The organism is Clostridium oceanicum (assembly GCF_039521385.1).
GTDB lineage: Bacteria > Bacillota > Clostridia > Clostridiales > Clostridiaceae > Clostridium_F > Clostridium_F oceanicum.
This window is the reverse complement of record NZ_BAAACG010000010.1, coordinates 676880-694960: the sequence shown is the minus strand read 5'-3', so window position 1 is coordinate 694960 and position 18081 is coordinate 676880. Positions and strand designations below refer to the sequence as shown.

Below are 18081 nucleotides of genomic sequence, written 5' to 3'. Positions count from 1 at the left end.
TTTTATATATATAATAATGGAGGAATGGTGATTGGGTAATAGTAAAAAAAAATATAAAAAGAATGCTTCTAATAAATCTAATACTAAATGGATTTTTACAATAATTATTTGGTCTATGATATTTTGTGGAAGCATATCTTTTATTTCTGATATGCTACTAAAAAGAGTTGATTTATTAGTAGCTTTTATTATATTAATTTTCATAGTATTTGCAGGTATTATATCTGATATAATAGGAGTAGCGGTTACTGTAGCAAAAGAGACACCTTTTCATGCTATGGCTTCTAATAAAATACAAGAAGCTAAAATTGCAGTTAGGCTTATACGTAATGCTGAAAAAGTTTCAAGTGTATGTAATGATGTTGTAGGAGATATTTGTGGAATAGTCAGTGGATCTATAGGTATACTTATATCAAGCAAAGTAAGCAATATAGTAGATGTTAATATTACTATAATAACAACTATGATAGGAGTTTTAATAGGAGCTCTTACAATTGGAGGAAAAGCTTTAGGGAAAGGATATGCTATAAATAACAGTAACATTATAGTTAGAAAAGTTTCTAAAGCTATACATTTTGTGAAAAAGGGAAGATGTTAATGGAAAAAATATTAGATAAATATAAGGATTTTACTGAGGTTAAGTCTATGTCCTTTAAGGAATTAAATATGTTTTCTAAGGAAATAAGAGAATTTTTAATAGATTCAGTTTCAAAAACAGGAGGACATTTAGCTTCAAATTTAGGGGTAGTAGAACTTACTTTAAGTATATTTAAAACCTTTAATTTAAATAAAGATAAGGTTATATGGGATGTTGGACACCAAGCTTATATACATAAGATATTAACAGGAAGAAAAGATGAATTTGATGGACTAAGACAATTTGGAGGAATGAGTGGATTTCCTAAAAAATCTGAAAGTCCTTATGATGTATTTGAAACAGGTCATAGTAGCACATCTATATCAGCAGCTTTAGGAATAGCTAGAGCTCGTGATTTAAAAAATGAAAAATTTAACGTGGTTTCAGTTATAGGAGATGGTGCTTTAACTGGAGGAATGGCTTTTGAAGCTTTAAACGATTTAGGATTTAGAAAGACTAATATGACAATAATATTAAATGATAACCAAATGTCTATAGCAAAAAATGTAGGAGGTATGTCTAGCTACTTAAGTAAATTAAGAATAGATCCTACATATAATAAGTTTAAAAGAGAAGTAGATAATACTTTAAAAAGAATACCTAATATAGGTAAAGGTATGGCTAGATCACTTGAGAGAGTAAAAAATGGAATAAAACAAATGGTAGTACCGGGGATGTTTTTTGAAAATATAGGCATAAAGTATTTAGGTCCTATAGATGGTCATAATATTAAACAGCTTACAACAGTTATGAATATGGCTAAAAACATAAATGGTCCAGTTATAATTCATGTAATAACTAAAAAAGGTAAAGGGTATAAATATGCAGAAAAAAACCCAGATAAGTTTCATGGAGTAGGACCTTTTAAATGTAGTACAGGAGAAGTTATTTCTAAAAAGTGTAAAACTTATTCTAAAGCTTTTGGACATGAAGTAATAAAACTTGCTAATAAAGATAAAAAAGTAGTTGCAATTACAGCAGCTATGAGAGATGGAACCGGTCTTTTAGAGTTTTCTAAAAGGTTTCCAAAGAGATTTTTTGATGTAGGAATAGCAGAGCAACATGCAGTAACTTTGGCAGCAGGAATGGCAACAGAGGGACTTAAACCTATATTTGCAGTGTATTCCACATTTTTACAAAGAGGATATGATCAAGTTATACATGATGTCTGTATACAAAATTTGCCTGTAGTTTTTGCTATAGATAGAGCCGGAATTGTAGGAAGCGACGGAGAAACCCATCAAGGAGTATTTGATTTATCATATTTATCCCATATGCCTAATATGACTATTTTAGCTCCTAAATGTGTAGAAGAGATGCCTAATATTTTAAGTTGGGCTGTAAATCAAAAATTCCCAGTGGCTATAAGATATCCAAGAGGAGGAGATTTAGATAATATACATATGACTCCTTTAGAAAATATAGAAAAAGGTAAATGGGAAATTATTTCAAAGGGTGAAAAAGTTGCTATAATAGCTACAGGTAAAATGGTTCAATATTCTATGGTAGCAAAAGAAGAATTGAAAGAGCATAATGTAGATGCTACTGTTATAAATGCTACCTTTATAAAACCTATAGATAAGAGTATTATAGAAGATTTAGTTTATAAAGGATATACTATAGTTACTGTAGAAGATAATGTAGTTCATGGAGGATTAGGTTCTATAATTTTAGAATATATAAATACTTTAAATAAAAATGTTAAAATATTAAATTTAGGATTTAAAGATAAGTTTATTTCTCATGGAAAAGTAGAAAAATTATATGAAATAGAAGGATTAGACCCAAAAGGAATTGTAAAGAGCATCTTGAAAATAATATAATAAGAATGAGGAGAGCAATATGGCAGAAAAAAAAGAAAGATTAGATATACTTTTAGTTAATAAAGGGATTTTTGAATCAAGACAAAGAGCACAGGCTAGTATAATGGCTGGTGAGATTTTTATAGATGGTAATAGAGTTGATAAATGCGGTCAAAAGGTTAAGGAAAACTCTAATATAGAATTTAGAGGTAAAAAGCTTCCATATGTTAGTAGAGGTGGACTAAAACTTGAAAAGGCAGTAAATCAATTTGGAATAAAATTAAATGAAAAAGTTTGTTTAGATATAGGTGCATCTACAGGAGGATTTTCTGATTGTATGCTTCAAAATGGTGCTAGAAAAGTTTATGCTATAGATGTAGGATATGGTCAATTTGCTTGGAAGTTAAGAGTAGATCCTAGAGTGAAGTGTATGGAAAGAACAAATGTAAGATATGTAAAACCAGAAGATTTAGATGAGTTAGGAGATTTTGCAAGTATAGATGTATCTTTTATATCTTTAAGATTAGTGGTACCTGTGGTATGTAATCTTTTAAATGATAATGGTCAAATAATTGCTCTAATAAAACCTCAGTTTGAAGCTGGTAGAGAAAAAGTTGGTAAAAAGGGTGTGGTAAGGGAAAAATCTACTCATGAAGAAGTTATAACTAAGATAACTGAATTTGTAAAAAACAATAACTTAAACATACTTAATTTGGAGTACTCTCCAATAACTGGGCCGGAAGGCAATATAGAATATCTTATACATCTTAGCAAGGATTTAAGTTTAAAATCTAATATTAAAGACGATTATATAAAATATACAGTAAATGAGGCTCATAAACATTTAAATGGTGGTGTATGATGAGAAATATAGGGATAAACATAAATACGAGTAAAAATGTAGATGAAGATACTTTAAATTTTATATTTAATTGTATATATAAATATAATAAAGATGCTAAAATAAAAATATTTAAAGATTGTCAAAAACTAAATGATGAAGATACAAGAAAACTAGATGCTATTATAGTTTTAGGTGGAGATGGAACAATACTTGGAACAGCAAGATCTGTGGCTAAATATGATGTTCCCATATTTGGTATAAATAGAGGACATTTAGGGTTTTTAGCAGAAGTAGAATTATGTGAGTGTGAAGAAGCTATAAAAAAATTATTTAGTGGCAAGTATACTATAGAAGAGAGAATAATGTTAAAATCTAAATTTCCAGATGAAAATTATAAGGAAGAAAATTTTTTAGCTTTAAATGATATAGTTGTTACAAAAGGAAATTTATCAAGGATAGTTAAATACAGCATATATATAGATGGTATATTCTATACTAATTTTGTAGCAGATGGTGTTATAGTTTCTACTCCTACAGGATCAACTGCTTATTCTCTATCCTCAGGAGGTCCAATTCTATATCCAAATTTAGATGTAATAGAAGTTACACCAATATGTCCTCATTCATTAGGCATAAGACCAATAATATTAAATGGTAATAGTAAAGTTGACATACAAATAGAAAAAAGACATGATGATCCAATACTTACTATTGATGGTCAAAAATGTAGAGAAATTACTATGGAGAGGGTATCAGTAAGTAAGTCTAAATTTAGATGTAGATTAATAAAATTTCAACATGATAATTATTTTAAGACTTTGAGAAAAAAAATAACATATAGATTGAGAGAATGCGAAGGTGAATAATTATGAAACTTACAAGACATGCTAAAATTTTGGAAATCATAAATTCTAAAGATATTGATACTCAAGAAGAGTTAGCAGAAGAATTAAGAAAAAGTGGAATGAATGTTACTCAGGCTACAGTTTCAAGAGATATAAAAGAATTAAAACTTATAAAAGTTTTAGCTAGTTCAGGAAAATATAAGTATGCAACTATAAATCATACAGAAGGCCAAATATCTAATAAACTAATTAATATATTTTCCCAAACAGTAGTTAATGTAGAATGTGTAGATAAATTTGTTATTGTAAAGACATTGTCTGGTTCAGGATCAGCTGCAGCTGAAGCTATTGATTCTTTAAATCTAGAAGGACTTGCAGGTACAATAGCTGGAGATAATACAATATTTGCTGTTGCTAGAAGTAATGAAAAGGCACAAGAGATTGTTCAAAAAATGAAGAAGATACTTAAAGAATAGGAGGATTATTATGCTCCTTCAACTTAATATTAAAAATTTTGCATTAATAGAAGAACTTACTATATCTTTCCAAAAAGGCTTTAATGTATTTACTGGAGAGACAGGAGCTGGTAAATCCATACTTATAGATGCAATAAGTTATGTGCTAGGAGGAAAATTTAATAGAGGTTTAATAAGAGTTGGTGAAAATAAGACCTATGTAGAGGCTGTTTTTATAATAGAAAATCAGAATATTATAAATAAGCTAAAAACTGTAGGAATAGAAATAGATGATATGCTTATAGTAAGTAGAGAAACTTTTCAATATGGTAAGAGTATTGCTAAGTTAAATGGAAAAAGTGTTCTTATTTCTAAATTAAAAGAAATAGGTTCTATGCTTTTAGACATACATGGTCAACATGAAAATCAAAATTTATTAAATAATGATGTTCATATATATTATTTAGATTCTTTTGGGGAAGACAGTTTAATTAAAGTTAAAGATACCTATAAAGAGGAATATGATAAATTAATCTATATTGACAAAAAGATAAATGATCTTTCCGGTAATGAATCAGATAGAGAAAAATTAATAGATTTTTTAAAATATCAAGTAGAAGAAATAGATAATGCTCATTTGAAAGAGGAAGAAGAAAAAGAATTAGAATCTAAGTTTAAAGAGTTATCTAATGCAGAAAAAATAAATAAAGTTTTAACCGGTGCTTATAGTTTACTCTATGGAGGAATAGATGGAGAAAATTCTATGTATGATTCTTTAGGATACATTATAAAAGAAATGCAGTCTATAAAATCTATAGAAAAAATAAAAAAAATAGAAGATTCATTAAAAGATGCTTATTATATTATAGAAGAGAATATAAGAAGTATATCTGATATAAAAGGGAATATATACTATGATAAAGAAGAATTAGATTCTATAAATAGTAGATTATTTGAAATTGATGGTTTTAAGAAAAAGTATGGAAATTCTATAGAAAAGGTTTTAATTTATAGAGATAAGATAAATAATCAATATGAAGAAATGGTAAATAGTTCAGAAATAATAGAAAAACTAAAGATGCAAAAGGAAAATATTATAAATAAATTAAAAGATATTGGAATGAAAATTCATTCTATTAGATGTCAGTGGGCAGAAGTTTTAGAGAAAAGAATAAAAAAAGAATTAGATTATGTAGGATTAGAAAAAAGTACATTTAAGATAAAAGTAGATGTAACAGATAAAATACTAAAAAATGGGTTAGATAAAGTAGAGTTTTATATATCAACTAACCCAGGTCAACCTTTAAAATCTTTAGATAAAGTAGTATCTGGAGGAGAACTATCAAGAATAATGTTAGCTTTAAAAACTGTTTTTGTAGATAAAGATGAAGTTCCTTCAGTAATATTTGATGAAATAGATACAGGAATAAGTGGAAGAGTTGCTCAAAGCGTTGGAGAGAAAATTTATTCTATATCGCAAAATCACCAAGTCTTTTGTGTGACTCACTTATCTCAGATAGCATGTATGTCAGATAATCATTATTACATATACAAAGAAGTAAATAATAATAAAACATATACAAGAGTTGATAAACTCAATAATAATGATAAGGAAAAAGAAATAGCTAGATTGATAGGTGGAAGTGTTGTTACAGATATAACTCTTGAAAATTCAAGAGAAATAATAAGTATGGCAGATAAAAAGAAAAATAATATAAAGCAAATAAAAAATAACTAATGCTCGTCATTAGTTATTTTTTATTTGCTTTTTGGGGAATATATATATTAGGTTTTAATTTAAAAAAATAATTTCAAATTAAAATAAATCTCCTATAGTTGAAAGTATTTACTTTATATGAAAGTTTATAATAGGATAATAAAAATCTAAAAAGGGAATTTTAAAATTAAACAAGTTTTTTAGACAGGAGGTAAAATCATGGGTAAAAAATCAAAAAAATTGTTAATCTTTTTTTTCGCTACTATCCTGTTAATGAGTGGACTGATTTATAATGATGTAAGAAATATTCCAAGTACTATTTTTGTAAGAGAGGGACAAAAATTTAAATCAGGAAATTTAATAAGAATGACTGAAAATAGTGGCGCAAAATATGCTAATTCTGATGTTTTGTATAATAATCAGGATAAAAAAATGGATGTAAAAATTTTAGGTATGTTTCCTGTAAAGTCAGTATCCTTAAAATCCGTTTCTAAGGACATAGAGCTTTATCCAGGTGGTAGGCCTGTAGGAGTTAAGTTAAATACAAAAGGAGCTTTAGTGATCGCCTTATCCGACATAGAGAGCAAAGAAGGAAAGATAAATAGTCCAGCAGCCACTTCTGGTATTGAAATAGGAGATAGTATCATAAAAATAAATAATCAAGAAGTAAATAATTCAGAGGATGTTGAAAAAATAATAAGAAGATGTGAAGGTGAAGACTTAAAAGTATTAATATCTAGAAAAGGTGAAAAAATTACTAAAAAAGTTAAACCTAAAAAAAGTAAAAAAGATACTAATTATAAAATAGGACTTTGGGTTAGAGATTCCACTGCAGGTGTTGGAACGTTAACATTTTATGATCCTAAAACAAAAAAATTTGCAGCTTTAGGTCATCCAATAACAGATGTGGATACAGGTACTATACTAACTATAGATAGAGGAGAAATAGTTTCATCTTCTATTGTATCAGTTAAAAAAGGTGTAAAAGGAAGTCCTGGAGAGTTAAAAGGAATATTTATGGATGAAGATTTAGTATTAGGTCAAATATATAAAAATACAGAATGTGGAATTTTTGGTGGATCAAATTTAAAAATGACTAACAAAATTTATAAAAAACCAATGAAAATAGGATTAAGAAATGAAATAAAAGAAGGGCCAGCAAAAATACTTACAACCTTAGAAGGTGGAGAACCAAAAGAATATGATATAGAAATACAAAAGGTTCTTCAACAAGAAAAACCAGGTCCAAAGAGCATGGTTATTAAGGTTACAGATAAAGAACTACTAAAGAAAAGTGGAGGAATAGTTCAAGGAATGAGTGGTAGTCCTATAATACAAAACAATAAAATAGTAGGAGCAGTTACCCATGTGCTTATAAATAAGCCAGATGTAGGATATGGAATATATATTGAGTGGATGCTTAAAGATGCTAATATATTAAATGGCAAATAATGTGATATTTTTTATGACAAAATTGTATATATATGTTATTATAAAAATATAAGGTGGTATAAAAGTACTATCTTATATTTTTATAATAAAATTTTATTAACTAAGAAGGATTTGTTATACTTTTGTCGAATAAATAATTTGTTAATAAATGGTAATTAATTGAAAAGGGGAGTAATTCTTATGGAAGAAACAAAAATTAATGTTATCATTGCAGATGATAATAAGGAATTTTGCAATATTTTAAGTGATTATTTATTAAACCAAAGAGATATAGTAGTTACAGGTATAGCGAATGATGGTGTAGAAGCAATAAAACTTATCGAAGAAAAGAAACCTGATTTAGTAGTACTAGATATAATAATGCCTCACTTAGATGGTCTTGGAGTTTTAGAAAAATTAAACGGAATGGATATGGATTCTATGCCAAGAGTTATTGTGTTATCTGCAGTGGGACAAGACAAAATTACTCAAAGAGCTATAAGTTTAGGTGCTGACTACTATGTTGTAAAACCATTTGACATGGATGTATTTACAAAAAGAATCAGACAAATGTTTAATAACACTATAAGTAGTGAAGAGATTAAAAGAGCAGTGCCATTAGCTGACATATCTCAAGTTAAGGTTACAAGAAATGAACCAGCAGATTTAGAACAAGAGATAACAAATATTATACATGAAATTGGAGTTCCAGCTCACATAAAGGGATATATGTATTTAAGAGAAGCAATAACTATGGTAGTAAACGATATGGAGCTTTTATCAGCAGTTACTAAAGAGTTATACCCATCTATAGCTAAAAAGTACAATACTACTGCAAGTAGAGTGGAAAGAGCTATAAGACATGCTATAGAAGTAGCATGGTCTAGAGGACAAGTAGATACTATTAATAGAATATTTGGATATACAATTCATAACGACAAAGGTAAACCAACAAATTCTGAATTTATTGCTATGGTAGCAGATAAATTAAGACTTAAAAATAGAGTAAGCTAAAATATTTTACTTAAATAATTTCAATTCGTGTTTTGTTTGAAAATCTAATCAAAAATACAGTTTTTAATACAAATGTATATTATTTTCTAAAAGTATAATAGATCTTTTCCATTCATAAGTAATGGAGAGATCTATTTTATTATGGAAAAAATTATAAAAAATTATATTTTTTATACGAAGAATATAATATAACAAATATTTTAATCTTAAAATTATATTAGACTAAAACCACCATATTCACAGTATATAAATAAAAACTAAAAGATTATTTAATAATCTGTATATACATTTTAAAATATTAATAAATATTATATAGATATATTTTAAAATATTAGTAAATAATATATAATATATTAAAAATGTTATATGTTTGGAGGAATAATATGGATTTTTTTGAAAAAACTTTAGAAGAAAAAGATATTTACAAAGGTAAAATAATAGATGTAAAAGTTCAAAAGGTGAAATTACCAAATGGAAAAGAGTCAAAAAGGGAGATAGTTAGACATCAAGGTGGAGTAGCAGTAATTGCATATAAAAATGAAAAAGAAATATTTATGGTTAAACAGTTTAGAAAACCTATAGATATGGAAATATTAGAAATACCAGCAGGTAAAATAGAAAAAGGTGAAGATAAAAAGATATGTGCAGAGAGAGAATTAGAAGAAGAAATAGGCTATAAAGCTAAAAAATGGACATATATGGGTAAAGTGGTTACCTCGCCAGGTTTTTGTGATGAATATATATATCTTTATAAAGCAGAAAATTTGTATAAAGGTGAAGATGGATTAAATGATGAAGATGAATTTATAGATATAATAGAAGTAAAAGTAGATGAGATAAGAGAATTGATAAAAAAAGGTAAAATCATAGATGCAAAAAGTATCTGTGCAATGGCTATGGAAAAAATTTATTGATATTTTATAAAAAGTAATATCCCTCTTTAATCACTCATAAATATAAAAAAGATGAGTTTTAACAAAGGGGGATTAATTAATGGTAAGCAAACTAATTACAGGAATGAATAAACATATAGAAAATAATTTTTGGCTCTATATAATAAGTCTTTTATGTATTTGTACAGGCATAGTATTAGGTATATATGCAGTTAGGTATATGGGGTCTTTTGAAAAAAGTGATTTGCTTAGTTACATAAATAATTTTACTAATGTGATAAACAAAGAAGGTATTAATTCAAAGGCTATATTGTTTGAAACTATAAAAAATAATATGCTTCTTATAATAGGAGTATGGTTTTTAGGTTTAACTATGATAGGAATACCAGCTATTTTAATTATAGACATTATAAAAGGTTTTACAATAGGGTTTACCACTTGTTTTGTAGTTAATGGAATGGGTGTAAAAGGTTTGTGGGTTACTCTACTTGGAGTATTACCACAGAATATAATATATATTCCTTGTATAATGTTTGCATCAGTTTTAGCTATGGAATTTTCTATTCATCTTTTAAATGATAAAGGCAATATCCGTGTTAAAAACAGTATATGGGTAAAGATAAGTTCTTACTCTTTTTCCTTTGTATTTGTAGTTTGTATCATGTTTATAGGATTTGTGTTAGAGTCTTATGTAACACCAAATATGATAAAATTAGTAGTAGAAAGGACTGGTAGTTTATTAGTATGATATTTTGGGAATATAAAGATAGTATAATAACTATGATAAAATGTTTTTTGATTTTATTTTTCTTTGGTTGTATATTACCTAAAATATTAGATTTAGTCCTTTATAATTTTTTTATGAAAAATGATTATTATGAAAATAGTACATTAGTATTTAAAGCTATCAGTTTAAAGATAAGAATTATTTATAACTATATAAAAGTTTTTACAGGATTTTTTAGAGGTTTTTAAATATTTTTGTTGAATATAATAACTAAACTTACTATATTAGGGGAATGATATATGAATAGCGTTGTAGAATCTTATATAAAAGATTTAAAAAGAAGAAATTTAAGTAAAAATACTTTAGATGCATATAGTAGAGATATAAGTAGATTTAAAGAGTTTGTTAAAACTAGAAGAGAAAATGTAGAAGACATAGGCATAGTTACCGTAATGGCCTATGTTCAATATTTACAAAAAGTTGGACGAGCTAATTCATCTATAGTTAGAAATATAGTATCCATAAGAAATTTTTATAAGTTTCTAATAAAAAAAGGAATGGTTTTAGAAGATCCTACAGTAGGTTACGAAATACCTAAAGTAAAAAGAAATATTCCTGAAATATTATCAGTTATAGAAGTGGATAGACTTTTACAGTCTCCAGATTTATCAGAAAAAGGTATAAGAGATAGAGCTATGCTTGAGGTAATGTATGCTACAGGAGTTAAGGTAACTGAGCTTTTGAATTTAACTATATATGATGTCAATTTAAAACTCAATTATATAAAGTGTAGAGGTACTAAAAAAAGAGAAAGAATAATACCAATAGGATCCTATTCAGTGAATTGTTTAGAAAAATATTTTAAGGTAAGACCTAGTATAAATATATATAATTTAGATTATTTATTTTTGAATCTAAAAGGTACTCAAATGACAAGGCAAGGCTTTTGGAAGATAATAAAGTTTTATGCTAAAGAATCAGGAATAAATAAAAGTATAAACTCTTACACCCTTAGGCATTCCTTTGCAGTACATCTTCTTCAAAACGGAGCAGATATAAAATCTGTACAAGAGTTATTAGGTCATACTGATTTAGCAGCTACTCAGATATATTCTTCAATATCTAAAAAAAGTAAGATTGCTGAAATATATAAAAATGCTCATCCAAGGGCATAAATTAATTAAAGATATTTTTAGTATAGATTATTTTGGTATTTTATATTAAAATAATATTGCTATGATAAAATATAAAAAAACATAAGGAGGTATAATTATGTACTTAGAAAAACTAAAAGAAAGTGCAGACTTTGTTAAAAGCAAAATAAAAAAACAACCTGAAATAGGAGCAATATTAGGTTCAGGTCTAGGGGATTTAGCAAATGAAATAGAAGAAAAAACTATAGTTAAATACTCAGATATACCCAATATGCCTGTATCTACAGTAAAAGGTCATGCAGGACAATTTGTTTTTGGTAAGTTAAACGGAAAAGATGTAGTTATGATGCAAGGAAGAGTTCATTATTATGAAGGAAATAAAATGCAAGATGTAGTTTTACCCTTACATATAATGAGATCTTTAGGGGTTTCAAAAATAATAGTTACTAATGCTGCAGGTGGAGTAAATGAAAATTTTGAGCCAGGAGATTTAATGATAATAAACGATCACATAAACTTTGCATTTGACAATCCATTAATGGGAAAAAATAATGATGAAATAGGACCTAGATTCCCAGATATGTCTGAAGCTTATAATAAAGATTTAATAAAACTTGCAGAAAATGAAGCAAGTAAATTGGACATAAGAGTTAAAAAAGGTGTTTATGCAATGATGACAGGTCCAACTTATGAAACACCAGCAGAGATAAGAATGCTTAGAGTATTAGGAGCAGATGCAGTAGGAATGTCTACAGTACCAGAAGTTATTGCTGCAAATCATGCGGGAATAAAGGTTCTAGGTATTTCTTGTATAACTAATATGGCAGCAGGAATATTAGCACAACCATTAAATCATAAAGAAGTTATAGAAACATCAAATAAGGTAAGAAGTAAATTTATTTCGTTAGTAAGATCTATAATTAAAGAAATTTAATAGTTGCTTTAATAAATAAAGGGGGCGTTTTAATGTGTATTTTAGATAAAATAAATAAAGCTAAAAAGTACATACAAAACATATATTCCACAGAAATTGATGTAGCTATAATATTAGGATCAGGTCTTTCAAGTATAGTAAACGATATAAAAGATAAGACAGTCATAAAATATAGTGATATACCAGGATTTCCTGTATCTACAGTTGTAGGTCATGCTGGAGAACTTATAATTGGTAACTTAAATAAAAAGAAAGTATTAGTTTTAAACGGTAGATTCCATTATTATGAGGGGCATAATATGGAAGCGGTTACTTTTCCCGTAAGAGTAATAAAAAGTTTAGGTATAAATAAACTAATAGTATCTAATGCAGCTGGAGGAATGAACAAAGACTTTAAAGCTGGAGATCTTATGATAATAAAAGATCAAATAAATTTAACTGGAGATAACCCATTGATAGGTAAAAATGTAGACAAGTTAGGACCTAGGTTTCCAGATATGTCTGAATGCTATAATAAAGATTTAATAAAATTAGCTAAAGAGAAAGCAAATGAGCTCCATGTGAAAGTTCAAGAAGGGGTTTATGTAGCAGTATCAGGACCTAATTATGAGACTAAAGCTGAACTTAATATGCTTATAAACATTGGAGCAGATGCAGTAGGAATGTCTACAGTACCAGAAGTTATAGTAGCCAATCATATGGGGATGAAAGTTTTAGGAATTTCTTGTATTACTGATATGGCAATTCCAGATAAGCTAGAGCCTTTAGATCATGAAAAGGTTATAGAAGTTGCTAATAAGTCAATGATTAAGTTTGTGTCATTAATTAAAGAAGTAGTAAAAGATATATAGTAATAAATAGAGAAAAGAGTAAATTTCTTTTCTCTATTTTTATATGAAAATATAAAATTAAAAGGTTATGAAAAATTCTAAATATATTATTATTTATTTTTAATAAGTAATGATATATTTTTTAAAAATTAATATAAATACTTTATAGATGGTTACAATATAAAATATAACGCTCCTAGGAGGTAATAAGATGTTTTATATTGTAGCAATTAAAATTTCACCAAGAAATAAAACTGCACCTAAAGTTCAAGAGATTTTAACTAAACATGGATGTATAATAAAAACTAGATTAGGTTTGCATGAAGCATCTATAAAAAATTGTTCTACTTCAGGTCTAATTCTTTTAGATTTAATAGGTGATGATAAAGAAAAAATAAATGATTTAACAAATGAATTAAACTCTTTAGAAGCTGTTAAGGCTAAATTATTAGAAATATAAAAAAATCCTTTAAATTTATTTAAAGGATTTTTTAGATTCAGAAAATACTAAATTTGAACTTTTAGTTAATAATAAATAATTATATTGATTTAAATCCTTTTATATTTTAAAATGAACTTAAATTCATTTTAAATGAATAATGATTCATAAAGGAGAAATATATTATGCCTAAGATTATAGATAACCTTCATGAAAAGATATTTGAATGTTCTCTAAAGTTATTTGGAGAGTATGGATACAATGAGGTTAACATGAAAAGAATAGCTAAAGAACTAGATATAGCAGTAGGAACATTATATAATTATTATCCTAATAAACAAGATCTTTTTTTTACAGTGTTAAAAAAAAGCTGGCAGCAAACATTTTTTAAATTAGATAAAGTTAAAGAAACTAATTATTCTTCTAGAAAAAAATTGAAGTATTCAATAAAAATACTATATGATGAGATTGAAAATAGAAAAGGATTAGGAAAAGAACTTACAAAAGCTAATGTAATAAAAAAAGAATCTTTAGATGGAATAAAAGATAGGTTAGACGGTATAATAAGAAATTTAGTTGAAGAGTTAAAAAAAGAAGAAAAAATTGATATAGATAAAGAAATAGAAGAAAGATTAATAAGAGTATTTTTTTTATCAGTGATAGATATGTTAGATAAGTATGCTAAAGAAAAAGAAAATAATATTAAATTTATTAATTACATTATAGATTGTAATTTTAAATAAATATAATATATGGAAAGAGGATAATTTATGGTAAATGATAAAAGTAAATTTATAGAAGAAGGAAATATATCGAAAGTTTTGATGAAACTTGCAGTACCAAGTATTATAGCTATGTTAATTAGTGCTGTTTATAATATAGTAGATACTTTATTTGTATCTATGTTAAATAATACTAGTGCAATTGGTGCAGTATCAATAGTATTTCCACTCTTTATATTAGTAAGTGCTTTTGGCCAGATGTTTGGAGTAGGATCAGCTTCTTATATATCAAGGTTATTAGGAGAAAAAAACAGGGAAAAAGCTAATAAAACAGCTTCAGTAACTTTTTTTACAGCAATAATTACATCAGTTTTTTTTACAGCCTTTGGTATGATATTTATAGAAGAAATTTTAAAAATATTTGGAGCTAGTAGTACTATAATGCCTTATGCTAAAGGATATGGATTTATACTAGTGTCTGGATCTATTTTTACAATATTAAATATGACTTTAAACAATATGATAAGAGCAGAAGGAAATGCTAAATATAGTATGATAGCCATAAGTTTAGGGGCTATATTAAATATTGTTTTAGATCCAATTTTTATGTTTACATTTAAATTGGGAATAAATGGTGCCTCTTTAGCTACAGTAGTAGCTCAGGGGATATCAACTTTCTTTCTTATAATGTACTATATAAGGGGGAAAAGTTATGTTAAGATATCCTTAAAAAGATTTAGACCATCTCTTTCTATATATAAAGAGATTTTAAAAATTGGCGTTGCAACTTTAGGAAGACAATCTCTTTCAAGTTTATCTATGGCACTTATGAATATAGCAGCTAAACCTTATGGAGATGCAGCAGTTGCTTCTATGGGAATTGTTTTAAGAGTAATATCTATAGCTATGTTTGTTATCTTTGGATACAATCAAGGATTTCAACCAGTAGTAGGATATAATTATGGAGCTAAAAGATATGATAGAGTAATAGATGCTATAAAAATCTCTTTAAAAAGAACTACTATATTTTGCTCTATATGTGCTATTATATTTGTTTTCTTTTCTACATTTATAATTAGTGCTTTTAGTGATGATTTAAAAGTAATAGAAATAGGCAGTAAAACACTAAGGATAATGAGTATACTACTACCTTCTTTTGGATTTCAGCAAGTATATGCATCTTTATTTCAAGCTTTAGGTAGAGGAAAAGAATCGATAGTTTTATCTACATCAAAGCAAGGAATATTTTTAATACCCTCAGTTTTAATATTGCCTAGAATATTTGGATTAGAAGGAGTAATGTTTTCAAATACTGTAGCAGATTTTTTTACAATAGTAGTTACTTTGTTTTTGTCAATTAAGATTTCAAAAGAGTTAAAGAAACTAGGAAATTCAAATAAAGAATTGGAGTTAGCTTAATCTACTATAATTACAAGTGTAATTTAATATTGAAGTTTATAATTATATACTATTATTAGTAGGTAAATCATAGTATATAAAGTGATAAATTTTAGAAGAGGTATATTAATTTTATGATGAATTATACTTGTAACCCTTGTTTTAGATATGGAGGACAGATGGAAATAAAAGGGGTAGGCACTTTGAGTTTAATGCCTGATAAGGCTATAGTAAGTTTAGGTGTAATAACTGAAGATAAAAGTCTTGAAAAAGCACAAAAAGAAAATATTGAAAGAACTAATGCTGTAATAAGAAATCTTACAAACCTAGGGGTTGAAATGAAAGATATAAGTACTTCAAATTATAGCATACAAGCTCAATATGATTACGTAGATGGCAAAAAGATATTTAGAGGTTATAAAGTAACAAATATCTTAGATGTAACAGTAAGAAATATAAGCGATTTAGGAAAAATAATAGATAGTTCTGTAAAGGCAGGAGCAAATAGTGTAGGTAGTATAAGATTTACTGTATCAGATAAACAAAAATATTATGAAAAAGCACTTAATTTAGCAATTAAAAATGCTATAAGTAAGGCAATGAGTATAGGAAAAACATTAAATGTTTCAGTAAATAAGATACCTATAATAATAAAAGAAGAACTTAATGATTCACAAATTCAAAATACAGCTTTAATCAAATCATATAGTGCATCAACAGAAATATTACCAAGTAATGTTTCTATAAATGCTGTTGTTAAGTGTATATTTAGATATTAAAACAATAAACTTTATAAGTATTGATTATAATATTATTTAAGAGTCAGCATTTTTTACTGACTCTTTTTGTATAGAGAAGAAAATCATATTTTAAAATATTTACACATTAAAGGTTTAAAAATATAATACTATATGAATAGATTTATATTAATTTAATAAAAGTAAATTACAACTATATAAAGTAAAAATATTCTATTAATATAACTAAAATGGTATAATTTTTAGTGGAGATTTAATGAAGATATAAAATTAAAGGATAGAGATTATGAAGAATAAGAAAAGTCTAGTTGTTTTTAGGTATATATCAATAATACTAATTATATGTAGTATTATATTTTTAGAAAAGACAGTAATTGATACATATGCAGTAATACTTATACTTTTATTTATAATAAATAATCAAGTGAGATTTTTTATTTTAAATGAAAATAAAAATATAGTAACTGTGTCCCTTGTTATAGAGTGTGTTATTTCCTATTTTATTTATATAAATTATGGAGGAATCACATTTTTCTATTTTTCAACTATTAGCTTAGATAGTGCTTTTTTATTAGGGGGCAAAAGCTCATATATACCTTTAGGATTGTCTATAAGTATTATGGTTCTACAAGGTAAATACGAAAATATAGGAGAAATATTAATTAGTATATGTTGTTTTATAATACTTTTTATATTAGCAATATATATAAAAGAAGAGAATAAGAGAAAAAAAGAAGCTCAAAAGTTATATGATGAATTAAGGATTTCAGAAGAAAAGTTAAAAAGAGCTAATAAGGATTTGGAAAGTTATTCAAAATCTATAGAAGAGCTAACTATTTTAAGAGAAAGAAATAGGATATCTAGGGAAATACATGATAGCGTAGGACATAGTTTATCTACTATGATTATACAATTAGGCGCTATAGAAAAGGTAGCATGTAAAGATGGTAAAAAGGCTAGTATTATGTGTAATAATTTATGTGAGTTTTCTAAAGAGAGCCTTAAAGAAGTAAGAATGGCAGTACAATCTTTAAAACCTAGAGAATTTGAAAAATATGAGGGTATACTTGCTATAGAAAACCTTATTAAAAATTTTGAAAAGTTAACTGAAATAAAAGTTAGTTTAGGATTTACAAAAGAAAGAGTGACTTTAAATTCAGATAGATCTTTTGTAATTTATAGAATAGTACAAGAATTTTTATCTAATTCATTAAGGCATGGAAAAGCTAAAAATGTAAATATATTTATGAATTTTAGTGATTTTGATAGAATAGTTATTACTCTTAAAGATGATGGAATAGGTACAGATAATATAACAAGGGGTATGGGACTTAAAGGTATTTTTGAAAGAGTATCAGAGCTTGGTGGAGAGGCCTATTGCAGTAGTAAAAAAGGTGAAGGATTTTTACTTAAAGCTATATTTTATAATAAAAATAAATTAGAAAATATGCTGTGAAAATAAAATATGATTTAAGTTTCTA

The 18081-nt window shown here is 26.5% G+C and carries 19 protein-coding genes; all 19 read left to right on the top strand.

All coding sequences use genetic code 11. From position 1 onward, the window contains the following. The first annotated feature begins 31 nt into the window (after window positions 1–31). The 19 genes from ABDZ71_RS13605 to ABDZ71_RS13515 all read left to right on the top strand — a co-directional run bounded on the left by ABDZ71_RS13605 (window position 32) and on the right by ABDZ71_RS13515 (window position 18056). Window positions 32–598, top strand: coding sequence for a hypothetical protein (locus tag ABDZ71_RS13605; RefSeq protein WP_343762287.1), 567 nt, complete (start codon window positions 32–34; stop codon window positions 596–598). Then, the gene (gene dxs / locus ABDZ71_RS13600) at window positions 598–2460 is read left to right on the top strand and encodes a 1-deoxy-D-xylulose-5-phosphate synthase (RefSeq protein WP_343762285.1); all 1863 of its coding nucleotides are present in this window, start codon (window positions 598–600) and stop codon (window positions 2458–2460) included. The genes ABDZ71_RS13605 and dxs overlap by 1 nt, the downstream gene beginning before the upstream one ends. A 19-nt stretch (window positions 2461–2479) precedes the next feature. Beyond that, window positions 2480–3301 (top strand): TlyA family RNA methyltransferase, encoded by an 822-nt coding sequence (locus tag ABDZ71_RS13595; RefSeq protein ID WP_343762284.1) that lies wholly within the window; start codon window positions 2480–2482, stop codon window positions 3299–3301. Next, a complete protein-coding gene (locus tag ABDZ71_RS13590) occupies window positions 3301–4149 on the top strand; it encodes an NAD(+)/NADH kinase (protein WP_343762282.1) in 849 nt (282 codons plus the stop codon). Before ABDZ71_RS13595 ends, ABDZ71_RS13590 begins: the two co-directional genes overlap by 1 nt. Window positions 4150–4151: 2 nt before the next feature. Next, complete coding sequence (locus ABDZ71_RS13585; RefSeq protein WP_343762281.1) at window positions 4152–4604, top strand: arginine repressor; 453 nt, start codon at window positions 4152–4154, stop codon at window positions 4602–4604. Between the two features lie 10 nt (window positions 4605–4614). Beyond that, window positions 4615–6321, top strand: coding sequence for a DNA repair protein RecN (gene recN / locus ABDZ71_RS13580; protein WP_343762280.1), 1707 nt, complete (start codon window positions 4615–4617; stop codon window positions 6319–6321). Between the two features lie 198 nt (window positions 6322–6519). After that, the gene (gene spoIVB, locus ABDZ71_RS13575; protein WP_343762279.1) at window positions 6520–7752 is read left to right on the top strand and encodes a SpoIVB peptidase; all 1233 of its coding nucleotides are present in this window, start codon (window positions 6520–6522) and stop codon (window positions 7750–7752) included. 180 nt (window positions 7753–7932) lie between these two features. Then, entirely contained in the window at window positions 7933–8745 is an 813-nt protein-coding gene (gene spo0A / locus ABDZ71_RS13570; protein ID WP_343762277.1) for a sporulation transcription factor Spo0A, read from the top strand. 383 nt (window positions 8746–9128) lie between these two features. Beyond that, window positions 9129–9659: an NUDIX hydrolase gene (locus ABDZ71_RS13565; protein WP_343762275.1), complete on the top strand. Its 531-nt coding sequence runs from the start codon at window positions 9129–9131 to the stop codon at window positions 9657–9659. Between the two features lie 79 nt (window positions 9660–9738). Then, window positions 9739–10386, top strand: coding sequence for a stage II sporulation protein M (gene spoIIM / locus ABDZ71_RS13560; RefSeq protein WP_343762273.1), 648 nt, complete (start codon window positions 9739–9741; stop codon window positions 10384–10386). After that, entirely contained in the window at window positions 10383–10613 is a 231-nt protein-coding gene (locus tag ABDZ71_RS13555) for an endonuclease III (protein WP_425544713.1), read from the top strand. Before spoIIM ends, ABDZ71_RS13555 begins: the two co-directional genes overlap by 4 nt. Before the next feature lie 51 nt (window positions 10614–10664). Then, window positions 10665–11540, top strand: a complete 876-nt coding sequence (gene xerD, locus ABDZ71_RS13550; protein WP_343762271.1) for a site-specific tyrosine recombinase XerD — start codon at window positions 10665–10667, stop codon at window positions 11538–11540. Window positions 11541–11637: 97 nt separating this feature from the next. Further along, on the top strand, window positions 11638–12453 hold the full coding sequence (locus ABDZ71_RS13545) for a purine-nucleoside phosphorylase (protein WP_343762268.1): 816 nt from the start codon (window positions 11638–11640) through the stop codon (window positions 12451–12453). A gap of 32 nt (window positions 12454–12485) precedes the next feature. Next, a complete protein-coding gene (locus ABDZ71_RS13540; RefSeq protein WP_343762266.1) occupies window positions 12486–13304 on the top strand; it encodes a purine-nucleoside phosphorylase in 819 nt (272 codons plus the stop codon). A gap of 190 nt (window positions 13305–13494) precedes the next feature. Further along, window positions 13495–13743, top strand: a complete 249-nt coding sequence (locus ABDZ71_RS13535; RefSeq protein ID WP_343762265.1) for a CPF_0552 family protein — start codon at window positions 13495–13497, stop codon at window positions 13741–13743. Window positions 13744–13907: 164 nt separating this feature from the next. Then, complete coding sequence (locus tag ABDZ71_RS13530) at window positions 13908–14465, top strand: TetR/AcrR family transcriptional regulator (RefSeq protein WP_343762264.1); 558 nt, start codon at window positions 13908–13910, stop codon at window positions 14463–14465. 27 nt (window positions 14466–14492) lie between these two features. Continuing rightward, window positions 14493–15863, top strand: coding sequence for an MATE family efflux transporter (locus tag ABDZ71_RS13525; protein ID WP_343762262.1), 1371 nt, complete (start codon window positions 14493–14495; stop codon window positions 15861–15863). A 113-nt stretch (window positions 15864–15976) separates the two neighbouring features. Beyond that, complete coding sequence (locus tag ABDZ71_RS13520) at window positions 15977–16621, top strand: SIMPL domain-containing protein (RefSeq protein ID WP_343762261.1); 645 nt, start codon at window positions 15977–15979, stop codon at window positions 16619–16621. Window positions 16622–16886: 265 nt separating this feature from the next. Further along, window positions 16887–18056, top strand: coding sequence for a sensor histidine kinase (locus tag ABDZ71_RS13515; RefSeq protein ID WP_343762259.1), 1170 nt, complete (start codon window positions 16887–16889; stop codon window positions 18054–18056). Window positions 18057–18081 lie beyond the last annotated feature (25 nt).

Coding starts and splice junctions, on each gene's coding strand:
- xerD (WP_343762271.1), top strand. CDS start 10,665: ATGAATAGCGTTGTAGAATCTTATATAAAAGATTTAAAAAGAAGAAAT.
- ABDZ71_RS13595 (WP_343762284.1), top strand. CDS start 2,480: ATGGCAGAAAAAAAAGAAAGATTAGATATACTTTTAGTTAATAAAGGG.
- ABDZ71_RS13555 (WP_425544713.1), top strand. CDS start 10,383: ATGATATTTTGGGAATATAAAGATAGTATAATAACTATGATAAAATGT.
- ABDZ71_RS13535 (WP_343762265.1), top strand. CDS start 13,495: ATGTTTTATATTGTAGCAATTAAAATTTCACCAAGAAATAAAACTGCA.
- ABDZ71_RS13530 (WP_343762264.1), top strand. CDS start 13,908: ATGCCTAAGATTATAGATAACCTTCATGAAAAGATATTTGAATGTTCT.
- ABDZ71_RS13525 (WP_343762262.1), top strand. CDS start 14,493: ATGGTAAATGATAAAAGTAAATTTATAGAAGAAGGAAATATATCGAAA.
- ABDZ71_RS13590 (WP_343762282.1), top strand. CDS start 3,301: ATGAGAAATATAGGGATAAACATAAATACGAGTAAAAATGTAGATGAA.
- spo0A (WP_343762277.1), top strand. CDS start 7,933: ATGGAAGAAACAAAAATTAATGTTATCATTGCAGATGATAATAAGGAA.
- spoIIM (WP_343762273.1), top strand. CDS start 9,739: ATGGTAAGCAAACTAATTACAGGAATGAATAAACATATAGAAAATAAT.
- dxs (WP_343762285.1), top strand. CDS start 598: ATGGAAAAAATATTAGATAAATATAAGGATTTTACTGAGGTTAAGTCT.
- ABDZ71_RS13565 (WP_343762275.1), top strand. CDS start 9,129: ATGGATTTTTTTGAAAAAACTTTAGAAGAAAAAGATATTTACAAAGGT.
- ABDZ71_RS13585 (WP_343762281.1), top strand. CDS start 4,152: ATGAAACTTACAAGACATGCTAAAATTTTGGAAATCATAAATTCTAAA.
- ABDZ71_RS13515 (WP_343762259.1), top strand. CDS start 16,887: ATGAAGAATAAGAAAAGTCTAGTTGTTTTTAGGTATATATCAATAATA.
- spoIVB (WP_343762279.1), top strand. CDS start 6,520: ATGGGTAAAAAATCAAAAAAATTGTTAATCTTTTTTTTCGCTACTATC.
- ABDZ71_RS13540 (WP_343762266.1), top strand. CDS start 12,486: ATGTGTATTTTAGATAAAATAAATAAAGCTAAAAAGTACATACAAAAC.
- recN (WP_343762280.1), top strand. CDS start 4,615: ATGCTCCTTCAACTTAATATTAAAAATTTTGCATTAATAGAAGAACTT.
- ABDZ71_RS13520 (WP_343762261.1), top strand. CDS start 15,977: ATGATGAATTATACTTGTAACCCTTGTTTTAGATATGGAGGACAGATG.
- ABDZ71_RS13545 (WP_343762268.1), top strand. CDS start 11,638: ATGTACTTAGAAAAACTAAAAGAAAGTGCAGACTTTGTTAAAAGCAAA.